The sequence below is a fragment of the Bacillus sp. FJAT-45350 genome (genome assembly GCF_002335805.1).
In the GTDB taxonomy this organism is placed as follows: domain Bacteria; phylum Bacillota; class Bacilli; order Bacillales; family NISU01; genus FJAT-45350.
In genome coordinates this window covers 2,681,451-2,707,277 of record NZ_NISU01000001.1, presented here as the reverse complement: position 1 = coordinate 2,707,277, position 25,827 = coordinate 2,681,451, and the positions used below count along the sequence as shown (strand labels likewise).

Genomic DNA, 25,827 nt, shown 5'->3' with positions numbered 1-25,827 from the left:
GAGGAGAAGAAATGATGAATGCCCAATTAAAAGAAGAGATAGTTGCATATAGTAAAAGTATTGAAATCGATAAAATTGGTTTTGCCAGTGCAGATCCTTTCATACAATTAAAAAGTCGTTTACAGACACAGCAGGAGCTAAGCTATCAATCAGGGTTTGAAGAGCCAGATATTGAAAAGAGAACTCATCCTGAAAAAATTTTAGAAGAGGCTAAATCAATCATTTCAATCGCATTAGCATATCCTTCAAAAATGTATGATGCACCGAAAAGTACGAAAGCATCCCGTAGAGGAGTTTTTTGTCGGGCCTCATGGGGTAGGGACTATCACCACGTATTGAGAGAGAAGCTTCAATTACTTGAGGAGTTTATCATTTCACGTGTCCCAAATGCTAGAGTAGCTTCTATGGTTGATACAGGTGAACTAGCAGACCGGGCAGTAGCAGAGCGTGCAGGGATAGGTTGGAGTGGAAAGAATTGCGCCATCATAACCCCAGAATTCGGAAGCTATGTATATTTAGGAGAGCTAATAACGACGATTTCTTTTGCTCCAGATACACCAGTGACAGAACAGTGTGGTACGTGTAATCGATGTGTGGACGCATGTCCAACAGGTGCTTTAATCCAAGGGGGACAATTGGATTCTACTAAATGCATCGCTTTTTTAACACAGACAAAAGGATTTTTACCAGAGCAATATCGAAAGAAGTTAGGGAACAGATTATATGGTTGTGACACATGTCAACAGGTCTGTCCAGAAAATAAGGGAAAGGACTATCATCTTCATAAAGAAATGGAGCCAGATCCTGAAATAGCAAAACCGGTATTGATTCCACTACTTTCCATGAGTAACCGGGAATTTAAAGAGAAATTTGGGCATATATCAGGATCATGGAGAGGAAAGAAACCAATTCAAAGAAATGCGATAATTGCTTTAGCTCATTATAAAGATAGAAATGCAATCAACCCACTTCAAGATCTATTAAAGAAAGATCCACGACCAGTTATAAGAGGAACAGCAGCGTGGGCGCTTGGAACTATTGGTGGTGAAGGGGTTAAAGAAGCATTATACGAAGCTAGGACTACAGAAAAAGACGAAGAAGTCCTAAGAGAAATTGAAAAGGGACTTTCTATAATAGACGAATAGCTGAATGAAATGGAAACATGGAAACAGGATTTGGAAGGAAGGGATGTAGGATGACAAAACAGTCATTTCTATACTATGAAGAAATGGATAGCCCAATAGGAAAGTTAACGATTGTGTCCACAGAAAAAGGGCTTTGTCATATTCATTTTGGTATGGCTGAATGTACAATTCCAACAATTAAGGGCAGGTTTAAGAAACATGGAATCAAAGGAGAAATGATTCGAGACTTTGAAAAAAATAGTTCAGTCATTCAACAGCTGAATGAATACTTTTTAGGTGGTAGATATTCCTTTGACCTTCCATTAGATATAATTGGAACGAATTTTCAAAAAACAGTTTGGAAAGCATTACAAGAAATCGGATATGGCGAAACAAAGTCTTATAAGCAAGTGGCACTCAACATAGGTGCACCTAAAGCAGTGAGAGCAATTGGTGGTGCAAATAACCAAAATCCATTACCAATTATAATACCGTGTCACAGAGTTATTGGCAGCAATGGTGCGATGGTTGGATATGGTGGTGGACTTGATAAAAAGCAAACGCTTCTTCATTTAGAAGGGGCATTAGAAAAAATATCGTAACAGGAAAAGCTGATTCAACGTAATAAGTTGAGTTGGCTTTTTTGCTTTAGGAAAAATTTTCAAAAGTTCTCTGCGGATTTTGTTCTATTGAATAATCTAGAGCTTTTCCTCTTTTTGTAGGAGACTACTTTTTATGAAGAGATCTACATATCTTGTAATGAGTATGATTGAATGGAGGGGCAGAATGAGTCAGAATATACGAATCATTAAAGAATTAGCTGAGGAACGAAATCAATGGTTTGTTAATAAAAGTGAAGAGAGGTGTAGGCATGTAAATATAGCTGAGCATGAATGTCTTCTTCGGAAAAAGAAACAATGTAGAAATAGGAATGCAAACATTGTTAAGTCGATTGTCAATGGTCAGGTTATTTCACAACAGCATACTGATAATGAGACAGTGTTAAGTTATTTGCTTCATTTTCAACATTTAATTAAAGAAAAAAATGAACAACATTATATTGAAGAATACCAACAAGAGCGTAAAGCAACTTTCAGGAATGGTGAGCTAAAAGATGATATTGAAGTTATTAAAGAGTATGACGAGGAAATAGGAACGATTGAAAGGGAAGATTTTGAAGAGGGACTAGAGCGATTCACTTATGATAGAAGAGAAGCTGTAAGATATGCAGAACGTTGGTGGAATGATTATAATCCACAGTATAGAAAATTTCAGGATAATTGTACAAATTTTATTTCTCAATGTTTACGAGCTGGTGGAGCACCAATGACAGGGTATCCCAATCGTTCTAAAGGATGGTGGTATCGAGATAATAACTGGAGCTTTAGCTGGTCTGTGGCACATTCGTTACGATGGTATTTAAGTGGTGCTACATCAGGGTTAAGAGGAAAGGAAATGCACTCTGCTAAGGAATTATCTCCAGGTGATGTGATTTGCTATGATTTTAATGGAGATGGCAGATGGCAACATACAACGATTGTCGTAGACAAAGATGCGAATGGAGAGCCTTTAGTCAATGCACAAACGACTAATAGCCGAATGCGTTACTGGAAGTATGAAGACTCAACAGCATGGACTCCAAATATTAAATATAAATTTTTTCAAATAGTCTAGCTTTTCGAGGTTGTTTCACTGCGAAACAACCTCGATGTCTACTTTGACCTACGACAATTAATAAGAACAGTGCTATAATAATTTTGTTATATGGAAATTGTTTAGTAAAATTAATACTTATTGAAATGAAATAGAGGTGTAATAGATTGGGATTACATATTGTATTGTATCAACCTGAAATTCCTGCAAATACAGGAAATATTGCTAGAACGTGTGTAGGAACGAATACACAACTACATTTAATACGACCGTTAGGCTTTTCGACGGACGATAAGATGTTAAAGCGAGCAGGCTGTGACTACTGGCCAGATGTGAAAATTCATTATTATGATTCGATGGACGAGCTGTTTTCTACGTATAAAAAGGGGATCTTTTACTTTATTGAAACAGTTGGGACAAAGTATTATAGTGACTTTGATTATAGTGATAAGGACAAGGAAATTTTCTTTATATTTGGTAGGGAAACGACAGGATTACCGAATGAGATACTTGAGGAAAGAAAGGATTTTTGCTTAAAGATCCCACAAACTGATAAAGTTCGTTCTTTAAATTTATCAAATACAGCTGCAATTGTAATTTATGAGGCAATACGTCAACAGGGGTTTGAAGGATTAGAGTAGGAGATTTGACTTTGGCGTGAAGATAAGTTTAAAAGGGAAAACGGATCCGCGCACTACACGCCTAACAGCAAAAAGTAATTGCTGTTAGGCTCAAAGGAAGTAGTGGCTTCACTTATTGTTTTTAAGAAATGATGCTACGCATTTTACTTATTTAATTTTTACGTGGGTTAGTATCATAACCAGCAGTAAAGATAGCTGATAAAAACGCCACACAAACACCTAAAATTAATAACGTGCCCATGAATGTCTGCCTCCCTTGTTACATAGTTAGTCCAAAAATAGTCCATCTTTATTATAGTGTATTATGATTGGGCTGTGAATGCAAAACGTTATTCATTTTGTGAAGAATCTGTGCTTGTGTATAATGAAGGTAAGTTACATAAAGGAGGAAGAATGCATGTATGTTGTTATGAATGAGTTGAATGTACCAAAAGAAGGTAAGGATGTAATGATTCAGCGCTTTGAAAAAAGTGCAGAGAATATGAAGAAGGTTCCTGGTTGTATTGAATATCTATTTTTAAATAATGAAAATGAAGATGGAAAGCAAGTTGTTTTAACAAAGTGGGATTCTAAAGAATCATTCCAAGCATGGGTGGAAAGTGATTCCTTTAAAAGAGCACATCAAGAAAAGCGTGAATCAAAGGAAAAAGGACCAGCTTCAAGTAGTGAATTAAATTCATATGAAGTTGTTTATCAAATGTCGAAATAGTATAATCTAAAAAATCAACAGGCGTAGTATTATGCCTGTTGATTTTTTGAGAAATGACACTTATATGATTTGAGGGCACTGAAAAAGTCCAATATAGACGATTCGAGAAGTGGTAATGGCTCCGCACGTTGCGCGCTTGCTATGAGAAAACCACTCATAGCGCGCTTTTGAAAAGAGGCAACGCTTCGCGCATTACTTAAAGGCCGCTGAAATAAGTGAAAATCACACTTTTTCAGCGGCCTCATATGATTTAGGTATGTAAAATTAGTTGATGCAGTATAATAGATAAAATATAACATGATGTACGTGGGAGACGAAATATTATTATGAAAAATGCCTATTTAACAAGTCATTTCCCGCTTTTTTCAATTGTCTTATTTAGTATTTCATTTGCCCTATTTACAGAGGGGTATATTGTTGGAATACTAATAGAATTAGGGATTTATGATGGAATGATGGAGTTCTTTTCTGAAGGTGGTATAAAACTAACCTTCTTGTTTTTATTATGGCTTTTCTTTTTTATGCTTTTTTCTGCTTTAAAATTAATTGCTGATACGACGATAGAAATTTCTCTCCTATTTTTCTCAAAGGATGAAGAAGGAAATGATTTACATAAAATTCGTTCTGGTTCATGGATTTATTTAATTTCAAGTGCTCTTTCTTTAGCTCTTGTTCAAAACATAACATTACTCGTAGCGCTTTTTGCAATTTGTACGTTTACTTACTTTATTTACTTTGTATACAGAGTAAGTGACTCTTTAACGTTTGTAGGAACTGTTGGTATGATTTTCTTCCATATACTTTTTTGGTTTACATTTACTTTAACTGTAGTCTATGCACTATTGAAGCTTTACAATAGCTTCATAGCGAGCTTACCGCTTTAGTGAATTATAAATTATGATTTATGATTGATGAATTATAGAAACAAAAAAAGTAAGCCAGTTGGCTTACTTTTTTTAATGTAATTGATAACTCATAACTCATAACTCAAAATTGTCTCTTCACCTCATGATTTCTCTCCATATCGATAAATGAGGGGTTTGGCTGTAGATGTTTTGGAGGCTGGCGGGTTTGTCTTTCCCGACCCAAACTCCAGTTGTATAGTTATCGTTTAAACCAATAAACCAAAGGTCTTGGTAACTGCTGGTTGTTCCTGTTTTTCCTCCAGCATATCCTCCTGAAATTGCTGCATTTCGACCAGTACCTTCGGTGAGAACTTTTGACAGCAAGGTTCTCATTCTATCGTTTGTTGCTATGTCCCAAACTTCTTTACTAGTTGGATTCCATTCATAGATGGTATCTCCCATGGAGTCTGTTACTTTACGAATTCCGTAAGAGGGCTGAAATTGTCCATTATTTGCAAAGGTTGTATAGGCATTGGACATTTCAAGAGATGACATTCCGTATGTGAAGCCACCAAGAGCAGCTGGGAGTCGATAATCTCCTGACTCTACTTGACTGAAAGAAAACTTCTCTAAATAGCTAAAACCATTTTCAATCCCAATTCGGTCTAGTATTCGAACTGCTGGAGTATTATACGAATGCTTAAAGGCTGTCTCTAATGTCACATCACCGTACTGTCCCCCACCAAAGTTTCTAGGACAATACCCATTTTTACAAAAGTTGTTGGCATTAATAGGGCTTTGTAGTCGAACATCATATTCAGCCAAATAGGGACCATAGGAAAGTAGTGGTTTGATTGATGAGCCTGGTTGTCTAAATGATTGAAAGCCACGATGGAAATCAAACTTTTTATAATCTTTCCCACCAGTAATCGCGACAATCTCATGTGCGTGATGGTCAATAACAGTAACAGCACCTTGTATATCGCCTTGTGGGAGGTATCTTTCTACTGTACTTATTGCTTTTTGCTGCATAGATGGTTCTAACGCTGTGTGAATCGTTACTCCAGACTCTAGTAGTTCATTAACACGAATTGTTAGTTTTTGTTGAATATCATTACGTGACTCGTCAGTAGCTGCTGAACGTAATTTTTCATTGAACCCGTCTATTTCTGCCACTAGCTGTGTAAACTCGTGATGAATATAGGTTACGTAATCAGGATACATATCTACTTTTCTAGTAACGCTTAATTCAATTGTTTCCTCTAATGCGAGATTGAATTCCTCGTTTGAAATAACTTCGACTTCAAGCATTTTATTTAGAATCCATTTTTGACGTTCAATCGTTCTATCACTATGCTTTAACGGGTTATAGTGAGTAGGGTTATTTGGGATCGCACTTAGAAAAGCAATTTCTCCAAGTGTTAGTTCATTGCTTGGCTTATTAAAGTAAAATCTACTTGCTGCTTCAAATCCGTAAATGCCATTTTGAAAGAATATTGTATTAATATATAATTCAATAATTTCTTCCTTGTCATAAACTTTTTCTAATTGATATGCGTAAAGAAGCTCACTTAACTTTCGGTCATAGGTCTGCTCATGACCTAAATAATAGTTGCGAACTAGCTGTTGGGTAACAGTACTAGCTCCTTGTTCAATTGAGTTACTTCGTAGGTTTGTAAAGAAAGCTCGAAATATTGCCGATGCATCATAGCCTTTATGTTCAAAAAAACGTCTATCTTCAGTAGCAAGAAAAGCATGTATGACTAGAGGGGGGATTTCTTCTATTGGTAAGTAAATTCTGTTGTAATCCCGATAAATCTCTGAAATTAATTCATTATTACGATCGAGTATATAGCTATTAGTGGATAGATGAACATCCTCAATTTTCACATGGTCATCCAGTACTTGATTAATTGATTTTACGTGAGACATTTCTGCAGTCACTTGTAGTAGTACAAATGAAAATCCACAAAGAAAAAGTATTGTAACAATAACTCCAGTCCAAATCCGCACAAGCAAACCTTCTTTATTAATTATTTATAGAACTCGTTTAAATAGAATTTATTTTCGTATAAAAACAGTTAATTTAACACTAATTGAATACATTCTATAACTCTATTTTACCATTTTAATAAAAATACCGTCATTACTATTTGGTTGGAAATAGTTATATATCTCGTTTCTATCACGTATAAATGGAGAATCAAGGTTGTTACATGAGTTTTACTTTTTTTACAAGAAAGTTCGAGCATGTTCAGGGGTATTAGTGCATAGGATTTAATAAGCCTAGCCCATTGGAGGAGACTTGAAAGGAGGAGCACACACATGGATATTCTAGGTAAGGTTAGAGAGTTTAGGGAAGAAGAAGAAAGGTTAACATGGCGTGGAACCTTTGCGGAGTATTTAGAAATTATTAGAGAAAGTCCAAATGTAGCTCAAACTGCACATTCACGTGTATATAATATGGTTAAAGATGCAGGTGTTGAAGAGGTAGATGGTGTTAAAAGATATAATTTCTTTAGTGAAGAAATTTATGGGCTAGAAGAATCGATTGAAAAGCTTGTTGAGGAGTATTTTCACTCGGCAGCAAAACGTCTTGATGTAAGAAAGCGGATTTTACTCTTAATGGGGCCTGTAAGTGGTGGTAAGTCAACATTAGTAACAATGCTCAAAAGGGGATTAGAGAAATATTCTCGAACTGATGAGGGAGCTGTATATGCAATAGAAGGGTGCCCAATGCATGAAGACCCACTACACTTAATTCCACAGCATTTACGAGCAGAATTTTACGAAGAGTATGGCATTAAAATAGAGGGGAACTTGTCACCTCTAAATATGATGCGTTTAGAAAAAGAGTATGGTGGTAGGATTGAAGATGTGATGGTAGAAAGAATCTTCTTCTCTGAAGATAGGAGAACAGGGATTGGTACGTTTAGCCCATCAGATCCTAAATCACAGGATATTGCAGACTTAACAGGTAGTATTGACTTTTCAACCATTGCCGAATTTGGTTCTGAATCAGACCCACGAGCGTATCGCTTTGATGGGGAGCTTAACAAGGCAAACCGTGGGGTTATGGAATTCCAGGAGATGCTTAAATGTGATGAAAAATTCCTTTGGCATCTACTTTCTCTTACACAAGAAGGTAACTTTAAGGCGGGGCGTTTTGCTTTAATTTCAGCAGATGAAATGATTATTGCCCATACAAACGAATCGGAGTATAAGAATTTCATCTCTAACAAGAAAAATGAAGCGCTTCATTCTCGTATTATTGTTATGAAAGTTCCTTATAATCTAAAGTTATCGGAAGAAGAGAGAATTTATCAGAAGATGATAAAAGATAGTGACCTTGCGAATGTACACATTGCTCCACATGCGTTAAAGGTTGCAGCTATCTTTACTATTTTAACCAGGTTAAAAGACCCTAAGAAGCAGGGTATAGATTTAGTGAAGAAGATGAGACTTTATGATGGTGAAATGGTAGAAGGATTCAATGTCCAGGATGTTGAGGAACTGAAGAAGGAGTACTCTGATGAGGGTATGGAAGGGATTGACCCACGTTACGTCATTAATAGAATATCATCAGCTATCATTCGTAAACAGCTTACGTCTATTAGCGCTCTTGACGTCTTACGTTCCATTAAAGAGGGGTTAGACCATCACGCTTCTATTTCTAAAGAAGACAAAGACCGCTATATGGACTTTATTTCAGTAGCAAGAAAAGAGTACGATGATATTGCGAAGAAAGAAGTGCAGAAGGCGTTTGTTTACTCTTATGATGAGTCAGCAAAAACTCTTATGGAAAATTATCTTGATAATGTGGAAGCATATTGTAATAAGAACAAATTACGTGACCCATTAACAGGTGATGAAATGAGCCCAGATGAGAAGCTTATGCGCTCAATTGAAGAACAGATTGGTATTTCTGAAAATGCGAAAAAAGCGTTTCGTGAAGAAATCTTAATTCGAATTTCTGCCTATGCGAGAAAAGGGAAGAAATTTGATTATAATTCTCATGAGCGATTACGTGAAGCAATTCAGAAGAAGCTATTTGCAGATTTAAAGGATATTGTAAAGATTACAACGTCATCAAAGACTCCAGACGAGTCACAGCTGAAGAAAGTAAATGAAGTTATTGCTAGACTAATTGATGAGCATGGCTACAACTCTGTCTCAGCTAATGAATTGATTCGTTATGTTGGAAGTTTATTAAATAGGTAATAGAATAAAGGATAGCTTCTACCTGTTAAGGAGGAGACTATCCTTTATTTTTGTTGTTTAGCATCAACAAATTCTACTTTATGGATTTTGTTCTTGTGAAATAGTTAGATAGTTGAAGGAATAGGAAGTATAAGAGTGATATCATTGGAATATTGACTAAAAATAAGTTATTTGAATATTTACAAAATATAAAATATTCAGTAATATAAAGACAAGCCAGAACAACAACTATAATAAACGAAGGGAGGAGAAAGAAGATGAAGTGCTTGTTCCTCTTCGGTAGTACATAAATCAGTGATAAGAAAGGGTGTGAATCCAATGAAGTAGGTGAGCGAAGTGTATCATAAAGATTTGATACACGGGAACCGAGCAGCATTGAAAATAATCTCATAATTGAGAAGAAAGGAATTTAAATAAGAATGGTTGAAGAAGAAATAGGGTAAGCGACCTTTTATCTGCAATAAGATAGAAGGTCGCTTTTTAGTTGTTGCTAGAAAAAACCTCAGCCTTAATTGACTGAGGATGGTTCAATTTTCGTGAATAGAGCCTTTATTGTTGTATAGTATAGGGCGGTAGTCCCTTCAAATCCAGAATCTGTTCCTACAATAATCCATGCTTCCCCATCTTCATTTGTCGTGAGTGTTACTGGTAAAGTTAAGTTTTCCGTTGTCTTTAGCTCATACAATTCATTGAATTCTTCACTTTGTTTAGCGACATTCCCAATTACAATAGCATCTGTTCCTGAACCTGCTTGATTGTCTTTATCAATAGATAGTTCATAATAGCCATTTACTGCCTCAACAATAGGCTCCTCAACTGTGGCTCCAGCTTTTACGTAAACACTTTCACCAGGGGCACCGCCTATCCCAAAGGCATTAGCAGGGGCATTTGTAGCAAAATGTACTTCAAAGCGCACATCATAGGTCGTATGAGGCTCTAACCCTTCATCTTTACCTACCTTTCTTTTTAAAAACATAAACAAATCGTCACTGGCATTTTGACCGCTAATTAAGAAACCATACTTATTTTTTTGAAGCTCTTCTGGCAGTTTTTCGTGACCCGATCGTAAATCGTATAATTCTTCATTATAATCCACAGGTAAATCAGAAAACCCACTAATCCATCCATCTAATGAATCATTAAAGGAATAGGTAAGAACAATAGTATTTTCATCATCTTCTGATGGAACTGGTTTTGGAGTTCGAATCGTGAAGCTCATTCGAAAGCCATTATTTAGTTGATTACCAGATACTGACGTTAATCCTTGCGTGCCATATAACGTATATGTTTCTCCGTATTCATAATGGTCAAATGGAGGATGAATTCGAATTGTTTTTCCTTCATTAATGACTAAATTGTCGACTCTTTCACCTTCAGAATCAACTACAAATAATGTATTTTGGGTAACTGCTCGATAATCTAATTCTTGGTTGAAGGTAATTGACCATGTTTTGTAGGCTTCTACATTTTTTGTTTGTGCTTTTTCAATAAAGTCTGCCACATCCATTAAAGTGATCTGTGTTATTTTTTCTTTATCAACAGGTAGCTTTGCTGTAGCTGTAGGATAAGTAATGACTGTTAGATGATGCTCATCAGGGTTTGGTTCTATTAACCGGTAAAGTATAGAAAGGTTATTCTCTTCAAATTCTAGGTCAAGAATTTGAATATCGTAACCACTTGTTGGCTTCTCCCCCCATGATAATTTAATTTCTTCATCTTCTATCAAATATGTAACATCTTCAGTAATTGTATTTGCATGACTGACTAGGCCTCCAAGTGTAAATAAGCCCCAAAAGACTATTAGAATTGAAACACAGAGTCTCATTTAAATCCCATCCTTAAGTTCTTTGATATGATAACGACAAACTATATGAAAATATGTGTAATAATAGACCATTAATATAATAAGACGTTCTTTAAAGGAAAAAGTTACATAATTCTTTCACTATTTAATTACAACATGCACATTCCAAAGTCCTTTAACTATCGATATAATTTCTCTCCATCTATTAACCGAAATGTTTAGGCTTGTCTACTATTGGGTAATTAACCTGTAACCTGAGAATAGGAGGAAGTCATTATGTATGAAAAATTGTATGCTGAACACGAAGAAGTGAATATGCATCATGTTGGTTTTATCTCCAATGACAAGCGGTATGACTTTGCGATTGTGTTTACAACATTATTTTTTGGAAAAACACTTGTCGTTTGTATACAGTCAGGTCGTTCAGCTCTCCTTGATTCAGAGGACATTCACGAACCTGAGAAGCTATGTTCCTTACTTGGGGTATGTAGTCAAGAAGAAGTAGAAAAAGTGACAGCGTTTTTATTAGAGAACATACCAGATATGCCGTTCAAATCACAGTATTAATCGTTATAGAGGATAGATGAGAAAAGCCGCTTCACTGTTGAAGTGGCTTTTCTATTTTTATAAATAACTCTTGTTTATAGGATACTTTCTTTGTAAAAGATTCTAACAGTAGAAACATACGACAACACAGTAGTTTCAGTTAAAATTAGGCATGTACAAATAGTGGATAAGTGATAATTTGTCAGAATTTATTAGCAACTCTGTTCGTACACTGCATAGGATAGAGTAAGAGCTACTTGTTTCTACTTTTATTAAAACTTTCTAATTTGGATTTAGCCTTTATAAGTTTAAGCCGTCGACTCGAGAGTAGTATATGAAAAGTCTTCAAAAGCGTGAATAGTTAAAGTTATTCAAAGAGGTTGTTTTTTTACCTATGAATCGATTCTAGGACTCTTTTTGCTCAGAAAGATTTCTCTCGATATTACGGAAAGCTTATTTCGAGAGAAGACACCATCATACAACTCTTCTTAAGGAGGGGAAAGGCTATGAAAAAGAACAACGAGAGTAATTATGTCATTTCTCAGGAGAATTGGTCCCTCCATCGTAAAGGATACCAAGACCAGAGAAGACACCAAGAAAAGGTACAGGATGCGATAAAAGGGAACCTTCCAGACCTTGTGAGTGAAGAAAATATCATCATGTCTAATGGAAGAGAAGTAATTAAAATACCAATTCGCTCATTAGACGAATATAAAATCCGTTACAACTATGACAAAAACAAACATGTAGGTCAAGGTAAAGGTGACAGTAAAGTAGGGGATGTAGTAGCTAAAGACCCAAATGCACCACAAAACAGACAGCAAGGTCCAGGCAAAGGGCAAGGAGCAGGTAATCAAAAAGGTGAAGATTATTATGAAGCAGAGGTTTCTATCCTTGAGCTACAGGAAATGTTATTTAAAGAACTAGAGCTCCCTAATTTGCAACAGAAAGAGCAGGATGAAATTATTGTTGAAGATATTGAATTCAACGATATTAGGAAAAAGGGTCTAATGGGTAATATTGATAAACGCCGCACGATTCTTACAGCAATTAAGAGAAATGCCTTGGAAGGAAAACCAGGCCTCAATCCAATTTATAATGATGATTTACGATTTAAAACATGGAATGAAACAGTGCGTCCAGAATCAAAAGCAGTTGTTCTTGCAATGATGGATACAAGTGGTTCAATGGGCCGTTGGGAAAAATATATGGCACGTAGCTTCTTCTTCTGGATGACACGTTTTCTACGAACGAAATATGAAACAGTCGATATCGAATTCATCGCTCACCATACCGAAGCAAAAGTAGTATCAGAAGAAGATTTCTTCTCTAAAGGTGAATCAGGTGGTACGATTTGTTCATCAGCCTACCGAAAAGCATTAGAACTAATAGAGAATAAATATGATCCAAAACGTTATAATGTCTACCCATTCCACTTCTCAGATGGGGATAACCTAACATCAGATAATGCACGTTGCTTAAAGCTAGTGAATGAACTGATGGAGGTATCGAGCATGTTTGGGTATGGGGAAGTGAATCAGTATAGTTAACTAGCATATACCCAAAATAGAATATGAGATTAGGCGGGGAGCACTTTCTGGGAGGAAGTGTTTTTTTGTTTGGCTAAATATGGTAGAGTAGTAGTGGATTTAGATTTTAAACTTAATTAAAAAAGTATACAAGCATTACTACGCCTAAACAATAAGATACTATTTCAGAATAAAAAAATTTATTTGTATATAATGCGAGAAATAGTTTCTTATTCAATTGTGGTATAGAGGAGGTATTTAATACATAAAGCTTTTCACTAATCTTAGAATGATTTTTAGTAGAGGTAAAACAATTTGATATGCAAATAGAATACATACCATAGGGTAGCATCTTTACTTGATGAATAAATAAATGGAGGTAATGTTATGAAGAATCTAATAGTTTTATATGTAGTATTCAGTATGTCAGTTCTATCTATGCTGTTCCCTTCTTCTAGTTCAGCAGCTGAGAATGTTGAATTACATAATGGTATTACTATCGACAATAGAACTATGTTACCGATGAGAGAAATCTTTGAACAATTAGGAGCGACAGTAAATTGGGATCAGTCGACACAAACTATAACTGCTAAGCAAGAAGGTGTTGTAGTAGAACTTCAAATTGGTTCTAAGGATGTCTTAGTAAATGGGGAAAGTATTGAAGTTGATGTACCGCCATTGTTACTTCATTCAAGGACAAGAGTACCAGTTAGGTTTGTAAGTGAAACATTGGGTGCAGATGTTTCATGGGATGGAGAAAAGCGGGTCGTACAAATTTCTAAAGAAGAATTAAACTTGACCGTCCATGTTAACGCTACAAAACAAGGAAATAAATTAATCATTCATTTTTCTGATCCACATTTGGAGGATATGATTAAAAATCAGTTATTTGGTCCGGCAGGGTCTTTTGATAGCATGGGAGTATACACTCCAAACCCACATACAGGACATTCGGGTCCAATAACACAAGAGCATCTAAAGGGACTCACTGGTTTTTCAATTGATTCTATTTCAATCAGTGATATTTCAGGATTACAGTACGCTGAAAATCTTGAAAGTCTTTATTTAGATAGTAGTTCAGTTAATGGTCTTTCTGTCATAACAGAAATAAAAGGTTTATCTGATTTGAGTTTGAATAATGAGTATATTGATGATTACAGTTTGTTAGAAGATATAAAAAACCTTGAACAATTAAAAATAGTAGGTGGCAAACTTCACCAAGTAGATATGTTAAGTGAAGCATTAAAAGAATCACAAAATTTACGTGTACTTACGTTATCAAACTTAGGTATTACTGAAATAAATTCATTAAGTGCCTTAGGAAATGTAAAGAGTATTGAAAACCTATATTTAAGTGGGAATGCAATTAAAGATATTAGTGTATTAGAAGAGCTTAATAGTTTAAAACACTTGGAGCTTTTCAACAACCAAATTGATGATATAAGTCCTTTAAAAAATTTGACTAACTTAGAAACTCTTTCATTAGATTCGAATAAGATATCAAATATTGATAATCTAAGAGGTCTTACAAAGTTAGAATCTCTTGACCTTGCAAGTAATAATATTCAGGTAATAGATGCACTGAGAAATTTAGGGAGGCTGAAAGAACTCGGTATATCGAATAATGAAATCAATAACATTGAACCATTATCTGGAATGAGGCAATTAACAAGACTAAATATTTCGGATAATCAAATTGGTGATATCAGTGCTGTTTCAGGAATGACCGAGCTTTTTAGACTGAATTTAAGTAATAATCAGTTGAGAGATCTGAGCCCTATTAGAGGTTTGTCAAACTTGAATACACTTTATTTCTCTAACAACCAAATTAGCGATATTAGTCCCTTAAGTCAATTGTATTCAATACAGATCTTAGGAATGTCTAAAAATGAGGTTGGTGACCTAAGAGCTTTACTCGGTTTACCGCATTTGGCTGAGGTAAATGTCCAAGATAACCCGATTATTGATGAATCTATTATCCCCAAAATTGAAGAAAACGTAAGTAGATTTGTTGGTGGGTTTCTTGTTTATTAAGGCAAACTTGTAAAATACCTATACTCAAGAAAAAATTGTTTGTTAAATTGAATACTTGATACTATAGAACTTTAAAAGCGAAGGAACTAAGACGATAAAGTCTCCTAGTTCCTTCTATATTTTATGCTATAAGTCTTTAAAATATCGGAAAGTTCTCGTTAGCTATATTGTTAAATATTTATAGTGCCAACCTAAATAATAATCCTATTTAGATTCTTACAAATAATTGAACTGTAAACTCATCCTTTTTCGTCCACTCTTTCTTCCGCAAATAAGTCACTTTCTCCAGTACAGACTTGAGAAGGTGATTTTTCTTTTCTATATCTTCTGTAGCATGGTAAGCATCTAGAACACTTTTAATTTTAGGGACAAACTCGTTAATGTTCTCTTCTTGCTGTTTTTCTTTGTTTAATTCCTCTTGTAGTTGACTAATTTCTTCTTCAGACTTTTTAATTCTTTCAACTATTGCTTTCTGTCTCTCCATAAATGTATCAATATCGTAGACTCCACGCTCGAGAAAGTCATGGAGGCTACTTTTTTGTTTTTGAAGCTCCTCGAATTCAGCTGATTTCTTTTCTAAAGCTTTCTCTTTTAAAGGTGCTTCATTGGTAACTTGTTTTTTCTTCTCAATCATACTCGCGTCTATTTCAAAGGCATCAACTATTTCTTTCAGCCCTTGAATGATTCGCTCCTCAATAAGTTTTAGAGAAGCTCCTTTTTGTACTCCTTTACAGGATGGTTGTACACAACGAATTTGTGGGTTTGGACGGTCTTTTCTTGGTTGATAGAGCATAGAGTGTCCGCATAATTCACAGACAAGAATTCCTGCTAATGGATTAGATAGTTTTTTCGTTGTAACAGTTGGTGGACGCCAGCGTTTGCTGTGAGCAGTATTAGCTTGCTCGAACAGTTCTGTTGAGATAATAGGTTCATGGGCATTGTCATGTCGTTGCCAGCGTTCAGTAGGAACTTTTCTTTTTTCATATTTACCATCACGTTTAATGTACTTTATTTTCCCCCATATGATATGACCGAGGTAGACTTCATTTTTTAGAAAAGAAGAGATAGTCGATGGATTCCAGTATTCACCCTCTGGTGGTTTAATAGATAAACGGTCAAGCTCCTGTGCCACACTCTGTCTCCCGTGACCACTAGCCATCATTTCAAATATTTTTTTAACTACCCAGCTTTTTTCAGGGTCTGGATATAGTTTTAAGTTTTCATCTCGAAGATAGCCAAAGGGAGGTGCTTTTGTAATTGATTTCCCTTCATTTGCAGATGCCCTCCTCCCACGCTGCATCCGTTTGACAATAGCTTTTAGTTCTTCACGAGCAATAAGTGACTTAATACTAAATGTTAGTTCCTGATTTTCATCATTTGGGTCGATAATTTCAGTGGGTGTTACAATTAAAGTCTCAGAAAATCGGAACACACGATAAATGGTACCTTGGTCAACCATATCCCCACGCCCTAAACGGTCCATGTCCATCACAAGGACAGCATCAGCAATACCTGTTTCAACTTCTCGAAGGAGCTTCTGCATCATAGGTCGTTCAGAAATGTATTCACCAGAAACGATTTCTTCGTATATATCGATAATGTTATGACGCTCTCTTTTTGCTAAATCTAGTAACTGCTTTCGATGTTTATCAAGGGTATCAAACCCTCTCCCCTCATCTTGTGCTTTCCTTTCTTCTTCAAGGTCTTTTCGACTTTTTCTAAGATATAAAAAGACATCAAGGTCGTATTTACGGTACATTTACTCACCTACTATCGCTAGTTTCAAATACTGGTATATGTCAGCTATAAAGGATGTACTACCATAACTATGCGTAAGAATCGTTTTCTTTCGTTGAAATTCCGTCTTGATTTCGTTTTATTGCGTCGGTTATCTCGTGAATTTCTATGGGTTGTCCCAACAAACGAGCTGCATACAATGTAGCAAGGGGGAATTCATATGAAGGAGTACCAGTTTGGCAACTCGACCGTCATTATCCACTCTCCACTAGCCCAAATGGACAAGGATGAACAGAAAGAATGGTATAAACAAGAATGGGAGAGGAAAAACCCTGTGTTAAGAACGATTGTTGATGCTGTTGTAGCTTGTCATCTATGTAAGACAGATGACAAAGATGTAGATTAGCAAAAGAGCCTGCCAATATGATTATTGGTTAGGCTCTCTTTTCTTTTGTGAAATTATTCGTTTGGATAAATAATTGTTTTTTGTAATAAATGGGCACTATTATCGACTTTAATTGGAAAACATATGTAATTTTGTTTGCGTATTCCTTATAATTAAAGAATAAAAGTTTTAGAGGTGATTATTATGACAAAATGCAATAAATGTGGTTCATTTGATTCATACATTGAAAATTATTATGTTGACCGTAATAACAACTATTTTAGTAAATCGGAGCTTGATGCGTTTCATATTCTACATCCAGATACAGAGGGGAATGTCGAGTTTAAAAAGGTGCTAATATGTGGGATGTGTTCGATGGAGTTGGGATATATGACGAGTAAGTAAAGGTTTTTATCGACAAAACAAATACCAAATAAATCCAAACTGTGGTATGATGAAATGGTAAATTATGGGGAGGAGCTTGTGTCAAATGAACTATCTAAAACTATTTATGTTTTCTTTAGCCGCTTTATTGTTTTTAACTGCCTGTGGGGAAAATACAAGCACAGAAGTTGATCCGTCTGTTGGGGATCAGGATAACGAAGTAAATTCTGAAGGCAATGGAAAAGTGGAAGCTGAATTAGATGAAGTATTAAGTCCACAAGAATTTTCACAAATGCTTAGTAATCCAGGTAATTTCAAAGGTTCATATGTTGACTACATAGGGAGAGTCTTTATAGTCGAACATGATGCGGATGGTACGTATCTGCAAATATGGGCTGACCCAGAGAAAAATGATCATAACACTATTGTTGGTATACCAGATCCAAATTTTGAAGTGTCTGATGGAGATTACATTCATATAACTGGTATGGTGAAGGATGAGTTTAAAGGTGAAAATGCATTTGGAGCTGAACTTATTGTTCCTTTAATAGAAGCAAACAAATATGAAATTACAGATTATATTAATGCGATTTCTCCAACAAGATATGAAGTTCTTGTAGACCAAGAACAAGAACAGTCAGGGTATACAGTACTTATTGATAAAATTGAATTTGGAGAAAAAGATACTCGCGTCTATGTAACTATTAAAAATGATTCTGATTCATCTATTAGTTTTTGGTCACATAGTGCTAAGTTAGTTCAAGATGGTAAACAATATGATACAGAGTATAACTGGGATTCTGATTATCCTGAATTACAGTCTGATATTCGTCCAGGTGTATCTTCTGAAGGTATACTTTCATTCCCTGTAACAGAATTCGAAGATCATAATGAACTTACTTTATACTTAGATGGATCTTCAGATGATTGGGAGATAAATATAGATGAATTCCAATTTCATATTACTTGGTAATTTATAAACAAAAAAGTGTCTCTAAAAATAGCATACAAACGTTTTTAATTAAACATAAAATTAGACTAAGGTTAATTTACCTTGGTCTAATTTTATTTTCTTACATAACTCCCCACCACCCTATTCTCTCAAACAAACACTCATTTATTTTAATGAATACTTCCCTTCATTTTCGTTAATGATAATCACAATCCTTAATCTGCTCTTCAGGTTGTAGTAGTTCCTTCTTTGAGTATAGGTCTAGCCCTTTTTCCATAACAGCTAGCAAGTAATCAGCAAATTTAGGCTCAGTTTGCTGAAGTTGTTTAAGGAGCTGTTTGGACCGTTCCATTCGATAATCAAACTCACTGTAGTCTTGTGATAATGAACTGTTTACCTCAGTAAATAAATCCATGGGAGTGCAGTTTAATTCTTTCTGTAATCGTTCAAGGAACTCTAAATGAATCGTTTCTGTCTTGCCCGTTTCAAGGTTACTGAGATACGCAGGCGATACTTCGAGCTTTCCTGCCAATGCATTTAATCCGATTCCTTTTTGAATTCGTATTGTACGTATTTTTTGTCCTATGTGTTTCATCTTTTGAACCTCCAGAAAGGGTGAGTTATTGTGAAAAAACATCAAAAAAAAGAAATAACAATTGAAACAATCAGCTATGTACATGACCCAGATGCAGCTAAGCAATGGTTTGAAACTTACATGGAGATAGTGAAAAAAGAACTACTGGAACAAATTTCTAAAGATAAGGACTAGTCAAATTTCTAGTGCATAGGTTTTATTAATCAGAATTTCAAACGGAGGATGCTATGAAAACTGTTGCTTATTACCGTAATTCGATTAATTTGCAAGAGAACTCAATTGATATGCAAAAACAAATGGCTCTAGATAAAGCAATTGACCGATTACTTCCTATTGATGATCACTATACAGATAGGAATGTATCAGCTAGAAAGGTACCGATGAATAAACGAACAGAGTTATCTAGATTATTAACTGACATTGAAAAAAGAAAAGTGAAGACCTTATTCGTTTATAAAAGAGACCGTTTGGCTAGAAACATACTAGAATACCTAAAAATTTATCGAATTCTAAAACTGAATAATGTTGAAGTAATTTTTACGGCTGATAATGAGCCACCGATGGTTTATCATGCTGTTGGTGAAATACTTGAAACGATTATGGGCAGTATGATTCACGAAGAAGGAGACAAGATTGTTGAACGTCTTATTGCTACAAAAAAAGCAAATTTCATGTCAGGTAAAACTATTGGAATCCTGCCTTATGGGTATACACATGACAAACAAAAGGATGTAATTATTCGAAACGAAGAAGAGCTAAATGATATTAAGCAAATCTATAAAGAACTACTAAGTGGAAAATATCAAAATTTAAATCAACTCAAAAAAGTGATCCGTGACTTTGGTATTACAAAGAATGGTGATATATGGACTGTACAAATGATTAAATCAGTCATTATGAACCCGACATATATGGGACTGCGTACTTTAAATATCAATAATGTTAAACTTGAAAAACCCATCGAGGAATTAGCTATCATTACTCAAAATGAATGGCAGAAGGCTAATGAGATTTTAGAGACAATCTCTCCTGCAACAAACAAAATGAACTATGATACGAAATCAGTAGACTATCTTCTCAAAGATCTTCTGTTTTGCTCAGAGTGTAATAAGCCCCTTATCCCTAATAAAGCAAGGAAAAAGGAAAACATCCTTTATAAATGTAAGAACGGTAAGCATAAAGAAGTAAAAGTTAATAAAGAGCAGATTGAAGAAACTGTGTATGCTGCTTGCATCGACTTTTTTGAAAGTCTTATTAGATCAAACTTTAAAGGACTATTTGATAGATACCACGCAAATTATCTCCTTACCTTGAAACAGACATTAAAAAAGCATGATGATACGGTTAACAAGATTAATAATCAGATTGTTAGGCAAGCTGAGAAATGGATTGAAAATGATATGAACGAACAAGTCAAGCAATCTCATCAATCAAAGTTAATGGTCTTATACGATAAACTTCTTTTAGAAAAAGCTAGTCAAGAGAATTTATTTAATCAGCTCAGTAAAGAAGGTGATGTCAAAGAAAGGATAACTTCTATACATAGGACCGTGACTATACGCCCCTCCTTCTTAGAATTAGAATTTGAAGAAAAGTTGGAACTACTACATGAGCTTGTTTACAAAGTAGTAGTCAGCCCATTTTCAATTGATATCACCTTCAAACACCCATTTCTCCAAGTGAAAGAGGCGAGAGAAGATGCTGAGTGACGTTCTTAAACCAGGTATGAAAGGTGCTTTTTATGGGCGCCATTCTACTAAACAGCAAGATATGGATACACAAATGTATTCGGTTGATATGTTAGTAAATAAATATAAATGCACCATTATTGAAAGATATTTAGATGCTGGTGTATCAGCAATGAACAACAAGATAGAGGAACGAGTGCAACTACAGAGACTTTTAACAGATGCAAGATTTAATAAATTTGATTTTATTGCGGTTCAAAACTCTGACCGCCTAGCAAGAGATCCACTAGAACACATTCAAATAAAGTTAATTATGCAAAACTGCAATATCCCCATTGTTATGAGTACACCAGAAATTCAATATGACACTAAAATCAATAGCCTTTCGCAGCTACTACAGGATAGCTTTTCTAAGTACGAAGCAGAAAATATTCGAACTCGCACATATAATGGATTAGAAAAGCGTGTAGCACGAGGCTACTTCTCAGGCGGTAATGCACCATATGGTTTTAGTTACAATAAAGAAAAGCGAGCATTTGATTCATATGAAGAAGAGTTAGAAATAGTAAAGAAAATATTCAACCTTTATAAAAAAGGTGAAGGTTTTGCTTCAATAGCAAAGATACTTCCACCAGAAGTTAACAAAGGCAAGGAATGGACTAAAGATAAAGTAAAAAGCATTGTCATTAACCCCTTCTATGCTGGATACGTAAGTTGGAATAAGCGAAGTAAATGGAGTACAACATCCATTAATGACTTTGACCAATGGGTTTTATCACCATCTAGTTATATCGAGCCTGTTATAACAAAAAAAGAGTGGCGACTTTGTTGGAACATCTATCAGGACCGTAGAAAAAATAAGGTCAGTCCAAAATCATTAAAAACAAGCTATTTGCTAAAGGATCTTTTAGTCTGTAGAAAATGTAATTGTACATTTACTACAAAGGATCAACGGACAAAAAGTAATAAGGGTAAAGTTTATGGAGGTAAATTCTACATTTGCTCCACTTGTGGACTAAAGGTTGATGCATCATCTATCGATAAACAGCTTACAGACCCTATTCTTTTAGACGTTCGAACAATGACGTTTGAACAAGTGTACAATCAAGTTAGCACTCAGCTTCAAAATGAAGTTATCAAACTTAAGGAAGATATTAAAAGTCTAGAAAAGCAACTGTCTGATTATGTAGTAAAACAATCAAGAGTTAAAACTAACCTACAAAACTATATGAGAATAAATAGAGAAACAAAAGATAAGGACAAATATAATGAGCAAGAAAAGATAATTAAAATTCTGTCCATCTTAAACCAAGACACCAGCAGACGTATTGACAATACAAACAATATTATGGAAAGTAAGCATAAAGAAATTGAACTTAAGCAAAATGCTGAACTAAAACGGCAAGCTTGGAAAGTCATCCTTGATGATGTCATGATTGACCGAAATAAAATTGATTCAATGGCATTAAGGCGTTTGTTCCTTCCGTTAGTTAAGAGAATCACAATTGATTCTGAACATAAGGTTGAATATCAACTTCGAATTGACAGCAAACGTAAAAAAGCGTCAAACCAATTAACATTACCTCTTTAGCCACCTGTTAAAATGGTGGCTATTTATATGCAACAATTTCTCGGTTATTCGGCAAAAATAAAAATAACCGAGAATAATTTTCTCGGTCATAAGGTAAATGCGCTATAGCGCATTTACCTTATAACCGAGTGTAATATAACTGGATTTGGACTTGTCCCTTGAGAACATTGGACAAGTCCTTTATTTGTTATTATGGTCAATTGTTCAGGGGAATAAACGTCTCGGCGATTGGGTGGGGAGAAAAAGTTTTTGAGTGGGATTTCTCGGTTATTGGGTGTCACTATATTTTAGAGAATAATATATGGAGGATTATGGGAGATATTGTCGAATTAAGTGTAAGGAAGTAATTGATGTTTTATTAATCAGAAATAAATTAAAGCAATATGGAGGATGATTTGATGACGAAAAAAGAAAAAAATAACCTTTCAAATGTTTTGACTGGACTATACATGATTATTGCTCTTGCAACGTACTGGTTTCTTCTAGAGAGTAACAATTTATTTCTCTTTTTCGGTTTAGTAATTGTGGGCCCTCTAATTATTCACTTGTTAGTACACCAATTGATACCTGAAAAAAACAGAAAAAGAAAAAAGCATCCCAAAATAAAAAGAGTTCAGCCAGCACTAGCTCCCAGAAACGGTTACGTTCAGATAATGAGATTTTAATAACCCCTTTAGAGAAATTATCATGGAGAGAATTTGAACGTCTCTGTTTTCACTACTTTAAGGCGAGAGGATATAAACCAAGGGAAACTTCCGAAGGGGCAGATGGTGGAGTCGATTTAATCATTTATAACTTCCGAGACAAAGCAGACGAGGCTATTCAGATAAAACACTACATCAATTCAGGTAATCAAATAACAGTTAAAGAAATTAGAGAACTTAATTCTGCCAAGCGTAACCATAGTTGTCCACTTGCTATGTTCATTACAACAACAGGCTATACAAAAGAAGCATTGAAAGAAGCGGATAAATTTAAAATTAATTGTAGAGGCGAAAATTGGGTTGTGGATCGAATAGTAAAGTGGCAGGAGAAAGAAGCGAAAAAGTTAGGACTTGTAGGGTAATGTATTGGTAAAAATACGTAAAATGAATAGTAGTACTGATAAACAGTCCGTCACCTCCCAAGCTTCTGCGACGAACTTGGCACTAATGATCCGAGTGAAGAAAGTACGATCGAGTTTTTAAAAGAGGTGCTAGAGGAGCAGGTGAAGTAATCTTTAGTTAAGGATGAGTTGTACTTTTTCCTTAATTATTTTTCAATTGGTTAGGGGGAATAATCTTTGATTGGAAATAGGAAGAGGTTCTTTTCTGCAATTGAGGAATATCAAACATCGATAAACTTGTTAAAGGGCGATAAGCATTTAGAAAATCATCAAAAGTCATTACTCTTTAATTTGATTGAGATGATAGCAAATGGAATTTATGGTAGTCAAAATTTAAGTAAGCGACAAAGGTTTCTGCATTTCATTGAAAATTTTAGTGAATGGGAAGATGCCAATAGAGTTAGTATGCAACAAATTATATTAACTTTAGAAGTAGAAAATAGTCCTAAATTAAGTCCATTGAAAAGTTTTTGTGAAAATAAAATGTTGGATTGGCCAAGGTCTCAACCGATCTCGTTCAAATACGATCCTTTATTTGAAGAAGTTCAGAACCTGTGGCCTCAAGGGTTAGTGCTAAAAGGAAATATGGTGAAGAAAATTACATTAAGTCATTTTAAACATTGTAATTTAATGTGGAGGTTAAGAAATAGTTTAGTCCATGAAATGAGACCATCAGGTATTTCAATCAAATTATTTGATAACTCTGAGCCTCATTATGTACCACTTAGACAAATATATTTGGAATCAGGTGAACTAAAATCCCAAAGAGCACCTTGGCAAATATTTTATCCAATCGGTTTTTACAACCAGTTAATTGATATATCGATACCCAATATAAAAAATTACTTAGAAGAAAACAATATTGATCCATTAGATAATTTTAACCTAGGGTATTCATGGGTTAAATGACTGTTATTGATGGGTATTTCCCCATCAATAACAGTCAAAGTCAAAAGTTTTTTTAGAAAAGAAGAGCCGATGGTTCAAATTAAAATGCTTATTATAGGGTTGCTGGTTTATAAGATCTTTAACAATAGGTCCAGATTGTCGAAGACATGAACCTTTTTGGTAGAATTTTATACAAAGTATAGGAAATTTAACTTAGTAGTTGTTCTATGTGTTTGATAATGCATTGTTATTGTATTTTACTAGTGGAATTGTAGAAATTATTGGTAGCTTAATTTTAGGATTTCATAGCCAGTGAAAAAACTGCAACAAAAAATTGAAAATCTTAAAGACGAAGTTCGAAAATTATAAATTAGAAATAGCAGTAAGGTTTTTTTTAGGAATGGTGAGTTAGTATAATAAAAATTGAAAAGTTAGAAAACAAGAAGGGGATATAGTACCCTAATTCTGCTGCTTACCGTAGAAAAATTTAGGTTTTGTTCCCAAAAAATATCATGCTAATTTCATTTAAAACGCGGATAATATATATTGTTGATATGTTGTCTCTCTTTGAAACTACGAAAAAGCCTGAGCCAGTGTTTGCTTCCATAAAGTGACCTCTATTTACTTTCGTCATTTCGTATAAAAACTTATCTAGGAATACTATTCCTTGTCTTTCTAACAATTCTTGAACAGCGTCAGCCATAGCTTTGTTTGGGTTATCAATAGTTATATGAGTAGTTGCATTGTCTAAGATAATATAAGACTCTCCACTTCTAACGATTATTGCAGATGAAGTTGATGTGTAAGGTTATATTCTTAAATTATACTTTGAAGCAACTGAGCGGAAATAGTCTATTTTTCCATTGGAAAACGCTTTACTTTTTTAATGCCTATAATTCTTTGAATCATTTCGTTATATATTTTTTGTGGATTTCTGTTAGATCAGTAGTAAGCTCTGGCTTACGCTGCAAGTCCGCTGTTCCATTATTACGAGCGTTTAATAGGAATGCTACTGCTCCACCGCTTGTTAGGCGCTCTCCACCTTTGTAGTTAGCTACTGTTGGAGCACTTTCTACTTTTCCTCTGGTTATATCATTTACGAGTAAGAATTTAATGGCATCGTCACCTTTTAAATTCACACCTTGACTGCCTGAAATAAGTTCTGCCACTTGAACACGAGTGAATATGGTCTGCGTACTTGAAGAAAAAGGGTAGTTCATAAAAAATAGATAATTTAACGTTCCTTTTGGATAAGGTTGACGTTCGATTTCGGCACTTTTTCCATACATTCGCAGCACCATGGTCGCAAATTAAGTCGAGTTAGTTTCCTTTGAGTGTGAAATCACTATTATGGTATCGATGACATTCAGGGGACTATGGAATTTTATTTAATGCG

23 protein-coding genes and 1 pseudogene are annotated in these 25,827 nt (G+C 34.9%); 19 read left to right on the top strand and 5 right to left on the bottom strand.

Annotated features, from left to right (window positions below):
• Window positions 1-11: 11 nt before the first annotated feature.
• From queG to CD003_RS13525, 6 genes are all read left to right on the top strand, one after another.
• Window positions 12-1,145, top strand: coding sequence for a tRNA epoxyqueuosine(34) reductase QueG (gene queG, locus CD003_RS13550; RefSeq protein WP_096201632.1), 1,134 nt, complete (start codon window positions 12-14; stop codon window positions 1,143-1,145).
• 50 nt (window positions 1,146-1,195) lie between these two features.
• Window positions 1,196-1,726, top strand: coding sequence for a methylated-DNA--[protein]-cysteine S-methyltransferase (locus CD003_RS13545; protein ID WP_096201631.1), 531 nt, complete (start codon window positions 1,196-1,198; stop codon window positions 1,724-1,726).
• 184 nt (window positions 1,727-1,910) lie between these two features.
• Window positions 1,911-2,798, top strand: coding sequence for an amidase domain-containing protein (locus CD003_RS13540; RefSeq protein ID WP_096201630.1), 888 nt, complete (start codon window positions 1,911-1,913; stop codon window positions 2,796-2,798).
• 146 nt (window positions 2,799-2,944) lie between these two features.
• Complete coding sequence (gene trmL / locus CD003_RS13535) at window positions 2,945-3,418, top strand: tRNA (uridine(34)/cytosine(34)/5-carboxymethylaminomethyluridine(34)-2'-O)-methyltransferase TrmL (protein ID WP_096201629.1); 474 nt, start codon at window positions 2,945-2,947, stop codon at window positions 3,416-3,418.
• Window positions 3,419-3,815: 397 nt separating this feature from the next.
• Window positions 3,816-4,127 carry an antibiotic biosynthesis monooxygenase family protein gene (locus CD003_RS13530; protein WP_096201628.1) on the top strand — a complete coding sequence of 104 codons (312 nt, stop codon included), beginning with the start codon at window positions 3,816-3,818 and terminating at the stop codon, window positions 4,125-4,127.
• A gap of 326 nt (window positions 4,128-4,453) precedes the next feature.
• On the top strand, window positions 4,454-5,011 hold the full coding sequence (locus CD003_RS13525) for a DUF5366 family protein (RefSeq protein WP_096201627.1): 558 nt from the start codon (window positions 4,454-4,456) through the stop codon (window positions 5,009-5,011).
• Between the two features lie 117 nt (window positions 5,012-5,128).
• On the opposite strand, the gene CD003_RS13520 is transcribed toward CD003_RS13525, so the two are convergent.
• Window positions 5,129-6,985, bottom strand: coding sequence for a transglycosylase domain-containing protein (locus tag CD003_RS13520; RefSeq protein WP_257008316.1), 1,857 nt, complete (start codon window positions 6,983-6,985; stop codon window positions 5,129-5,131).
• Between the two features lie 312 nt (window positions 6,986-7,297).
• Here CD003_RS13520 and CD003_RS13515 point away from each other — a divergent pair, with 312 nt between their 5' ends.
• The gene (locus CD003_RS13515) at window positions 7,298-9,193 is read left to right on the top strand and encodes a PrkA family serine protein kinase (RefSeq protein WP_096201626.1); all 1,896 of its coding nucleotides are present in this window, start codon (window positions 7,298-7,300) and stop codon (window positions 9,191-9,193) included.
• A 508-nt stretch (window positions 9,194-9,701) separates the two neighbouring features.
• Here CD003_RS13515 and CD003_RS13510 read toward each other — a convergent pair.
• Window positions 9,702-11,018, bottom strand: coding sequence for a protease complex subunit PrcB family protein (locus CD003_RS13510; protein ID WP_096201625.1), 1,317 nt, complete (start codon window positions 11,016-11,018; stop codon window positions 9,702-9,704).
• 255 nt (window positions 11,019-11,273) lie between these two features.
• Between CD003_RS13510 and CD003_RS13505 the strand changes: the two genes are divergently transcribed.
• The 3 genes and pseudogenes from CD003_RS13505 to CD003_RS13495 all read left to right on the top strand — a co-directional run bounded on the left by CD003_RS13505 (window position 11,274) and on the right by CD003_RS13495 (window position 15,106).
• Window positions 11,274-11,564: a DUF3055 domain-containing protein gene (locus CD003_RS13505; RefSeq protein ID WP_096201624.1), complete on the top strand. Its 291-nt coding sequence runs from the start codon at window positions 11,274-11,276 to the stop codon at window positions 11,562-11,564.
• A 485-nt stretch (window positions 11,565-12,049) separates the two neighbouring features.
• Window positions 12,050-13,090 (top strand): annotated as a pseudogene (gene yhbH / locus CD003_RS13500) (sporulation protein YhbH); the annotation flags it as partial.
• 369 nt (window positions 13,091-13,459) lie between these two features.
• Window positions 13,460-15,106 (top strand): leucine-rich repeat domain-containing protein, encoded by a 1,647-nt coding sequence (locus CD003_RS13495; protein ID WP_096201622.1) that lies wholly within the window; start codon window positions 13,460-13,462, stop codon window positions 15,104-15,106.
• Window positions 15,107-15,314: 208 nt separating this feature from the next.
• Here the strand turns inward: CD003_RS13495 and CD003_RS13490 are convergent, their stop codons facing one another.
• Window positions 15,315-16,865, bottom strand: coding sequence for a recombinase family protein (locus tag CD003_RS13490; RefSeq protein WP_096201621.1), 1,551 nt, complete (start codon window positions 16,863-16,865; stop codon window positions 15,315-15,317).
• A gap of 198 nt (window positions 16,866-17,063) precedes the next feature.
• Between CD003_RS13490 and CD003_RS13485 the strand changes: the two genes are divergently transcribed.
• From CD003_RS13485 to CD003_RS13475, 3 genes are all read left to right on the top strand, one after another.
• Entirely contained in the window at window positions 17,064-17,249 is a 186-nt protein-coding gene (locus CD003_RS13485) for a hypothetical protein (RefSeq protein ID WP_096201620.1), read from the top strand.
• Window positions 17,250-17,432: 183 nt separating this feature from the next.
• The gene (locus tag CD003_RS13480) at window positions 17,433-17,633 is read left to right on the top strand and encodes a hypothetical protein (RefSeq protein WP_096201619.1); all 201 of its coding nucleotides are present in this window, start codon (window positions 17,433-17,435) and stop codon (window positions 17,631-17,633) included.
• Window positions 17,634-17,718: 85 nt separating this feature from the next.
• Window positions 17,719-18,585 (top strand): DUF4352 domain-containing protein, encoded by an 867-nt coding sequence (locus CD003_RS13475; RefSeq protein ID WP_179295553.1) that lies wholly within the window; start codon window positions 17,719-17,721, stop codon window positions 18,583-18,585.
• 175 nt (window positions 18,586-18,760) lie between these two features.
• Here CD003_RS13475 and CD003_RS13470 read toward each other — a convergent pair whose 3' ends face one another.
• Window positions 18,761-19,159 (bottom strand): helix-turn-helix domain-containing protein, encoded by a 399-nt coding sequence (locus CD003_RS13470; protein WP_096201617.1) that lies wholly within the window; start codon window positions 19,157-19,159, stop codon window positions 18,761-18,763.
• Window positions 19,160-19,189: 30 nt separating this feature from the next.
• On the opposite strand from CD003_RS13470, the gene CD003_RS21925 reads away from it, so the two are divergent.
• The 6 genes from CD003_RS21925 to CD003_RS13445 all read left to right on the top strand — a co-directional run bounded on the left by CD003_RS21925 (window position 19,190) and on the right by CD003_RS13445 (window position 24,452).
• Entirely contained in the window at window positions 19,190-19,333 is a 144-nt protein-coding gene (locus CD003_RS21925; RefSeq protein WP_179295552.1) for a hypothetical protein, read from the top strand.
• Window positions 19,334-19,386: 53 nt separating this feature from the next.
• Window positions 19,387-20,868 (top strand): recombinase family protein, encoded by a 1,482-nt coding sequence (locus tag CD003_RS13465; protein WP_096201616.1) that lies wholly within the window; start codon window positions 19,387-19,389, stop codon window positions 20,866-20,868.
• Window positions 20,858-22,438 (top strand): recombinase family protein, encoded by a 1,581-nt coding sequence (locus tag CD003_RS13460; RefSeq protein WP_096201615.1) that lies wholly within the window; start codon window positions 20,858-20,860, stop codon window positions 22,436-22,438. The genes CD003_RS13465 and CD003_RS13460 overlap by 11 nt, the downstream gene beginning before the upstream one ends.
• A gap of 398 nt (window positions 22,439-22,836) precedes the next feature.
• The gene (locus CD003_RS13455; protein WP_096201614.1) at window positions 22,837-23,103 is read left to right on the top strand and encodes a hypothetical protein; all 267 of its coding nucleotides are present in this window, start codon (window positions 22,837-22,839) and stop codon (window positions 23,101-23,103) included.
• Window positions 23,097-23,504, top strand: coding sequence for a restriction endonuclease (locus CD003_RS13450; protein WP_096201613.1), 408 nt, complete (start codon window positions 23,097-23,099; stop codon window positions 23,502-23,504). Before CD003_RS13455 ends, CD003_RS13450 begins: the two co-directional genes overlap by 7 nt.
• Window positions 23,505-23,720: 216 nt before the next feature.
• The gene (locus CD003_RS13445; RefSeq protein WP_096201612.1) at window positions 23,721-24,452 is read left to right on the top strand and encodes a hypothetical protein; all 732 of its coding nucleotides are present in this window, start codon (window positions 23,721-23,723) and stop codon (window positions 24,450-24,452) included.
• An 884-nt stretch (window positions 24,453-25,336) separates the two neighbouring features.
• Here the strand turns inward: CD003_RS13445 and CD003_RS13440 are convergent.
• Complete coding sequence (locus CD003_RS13440; protein ID WP_096201611.1) at window positions 25,337-25,720, bottom strand: hypothetical protein; 384 nt, start codon at window positions 25,718-25,720, stop codon at window positions 25,337-25,339.
• Window positions 25,721-25,827: the final 107 nt, after the last annotated feature.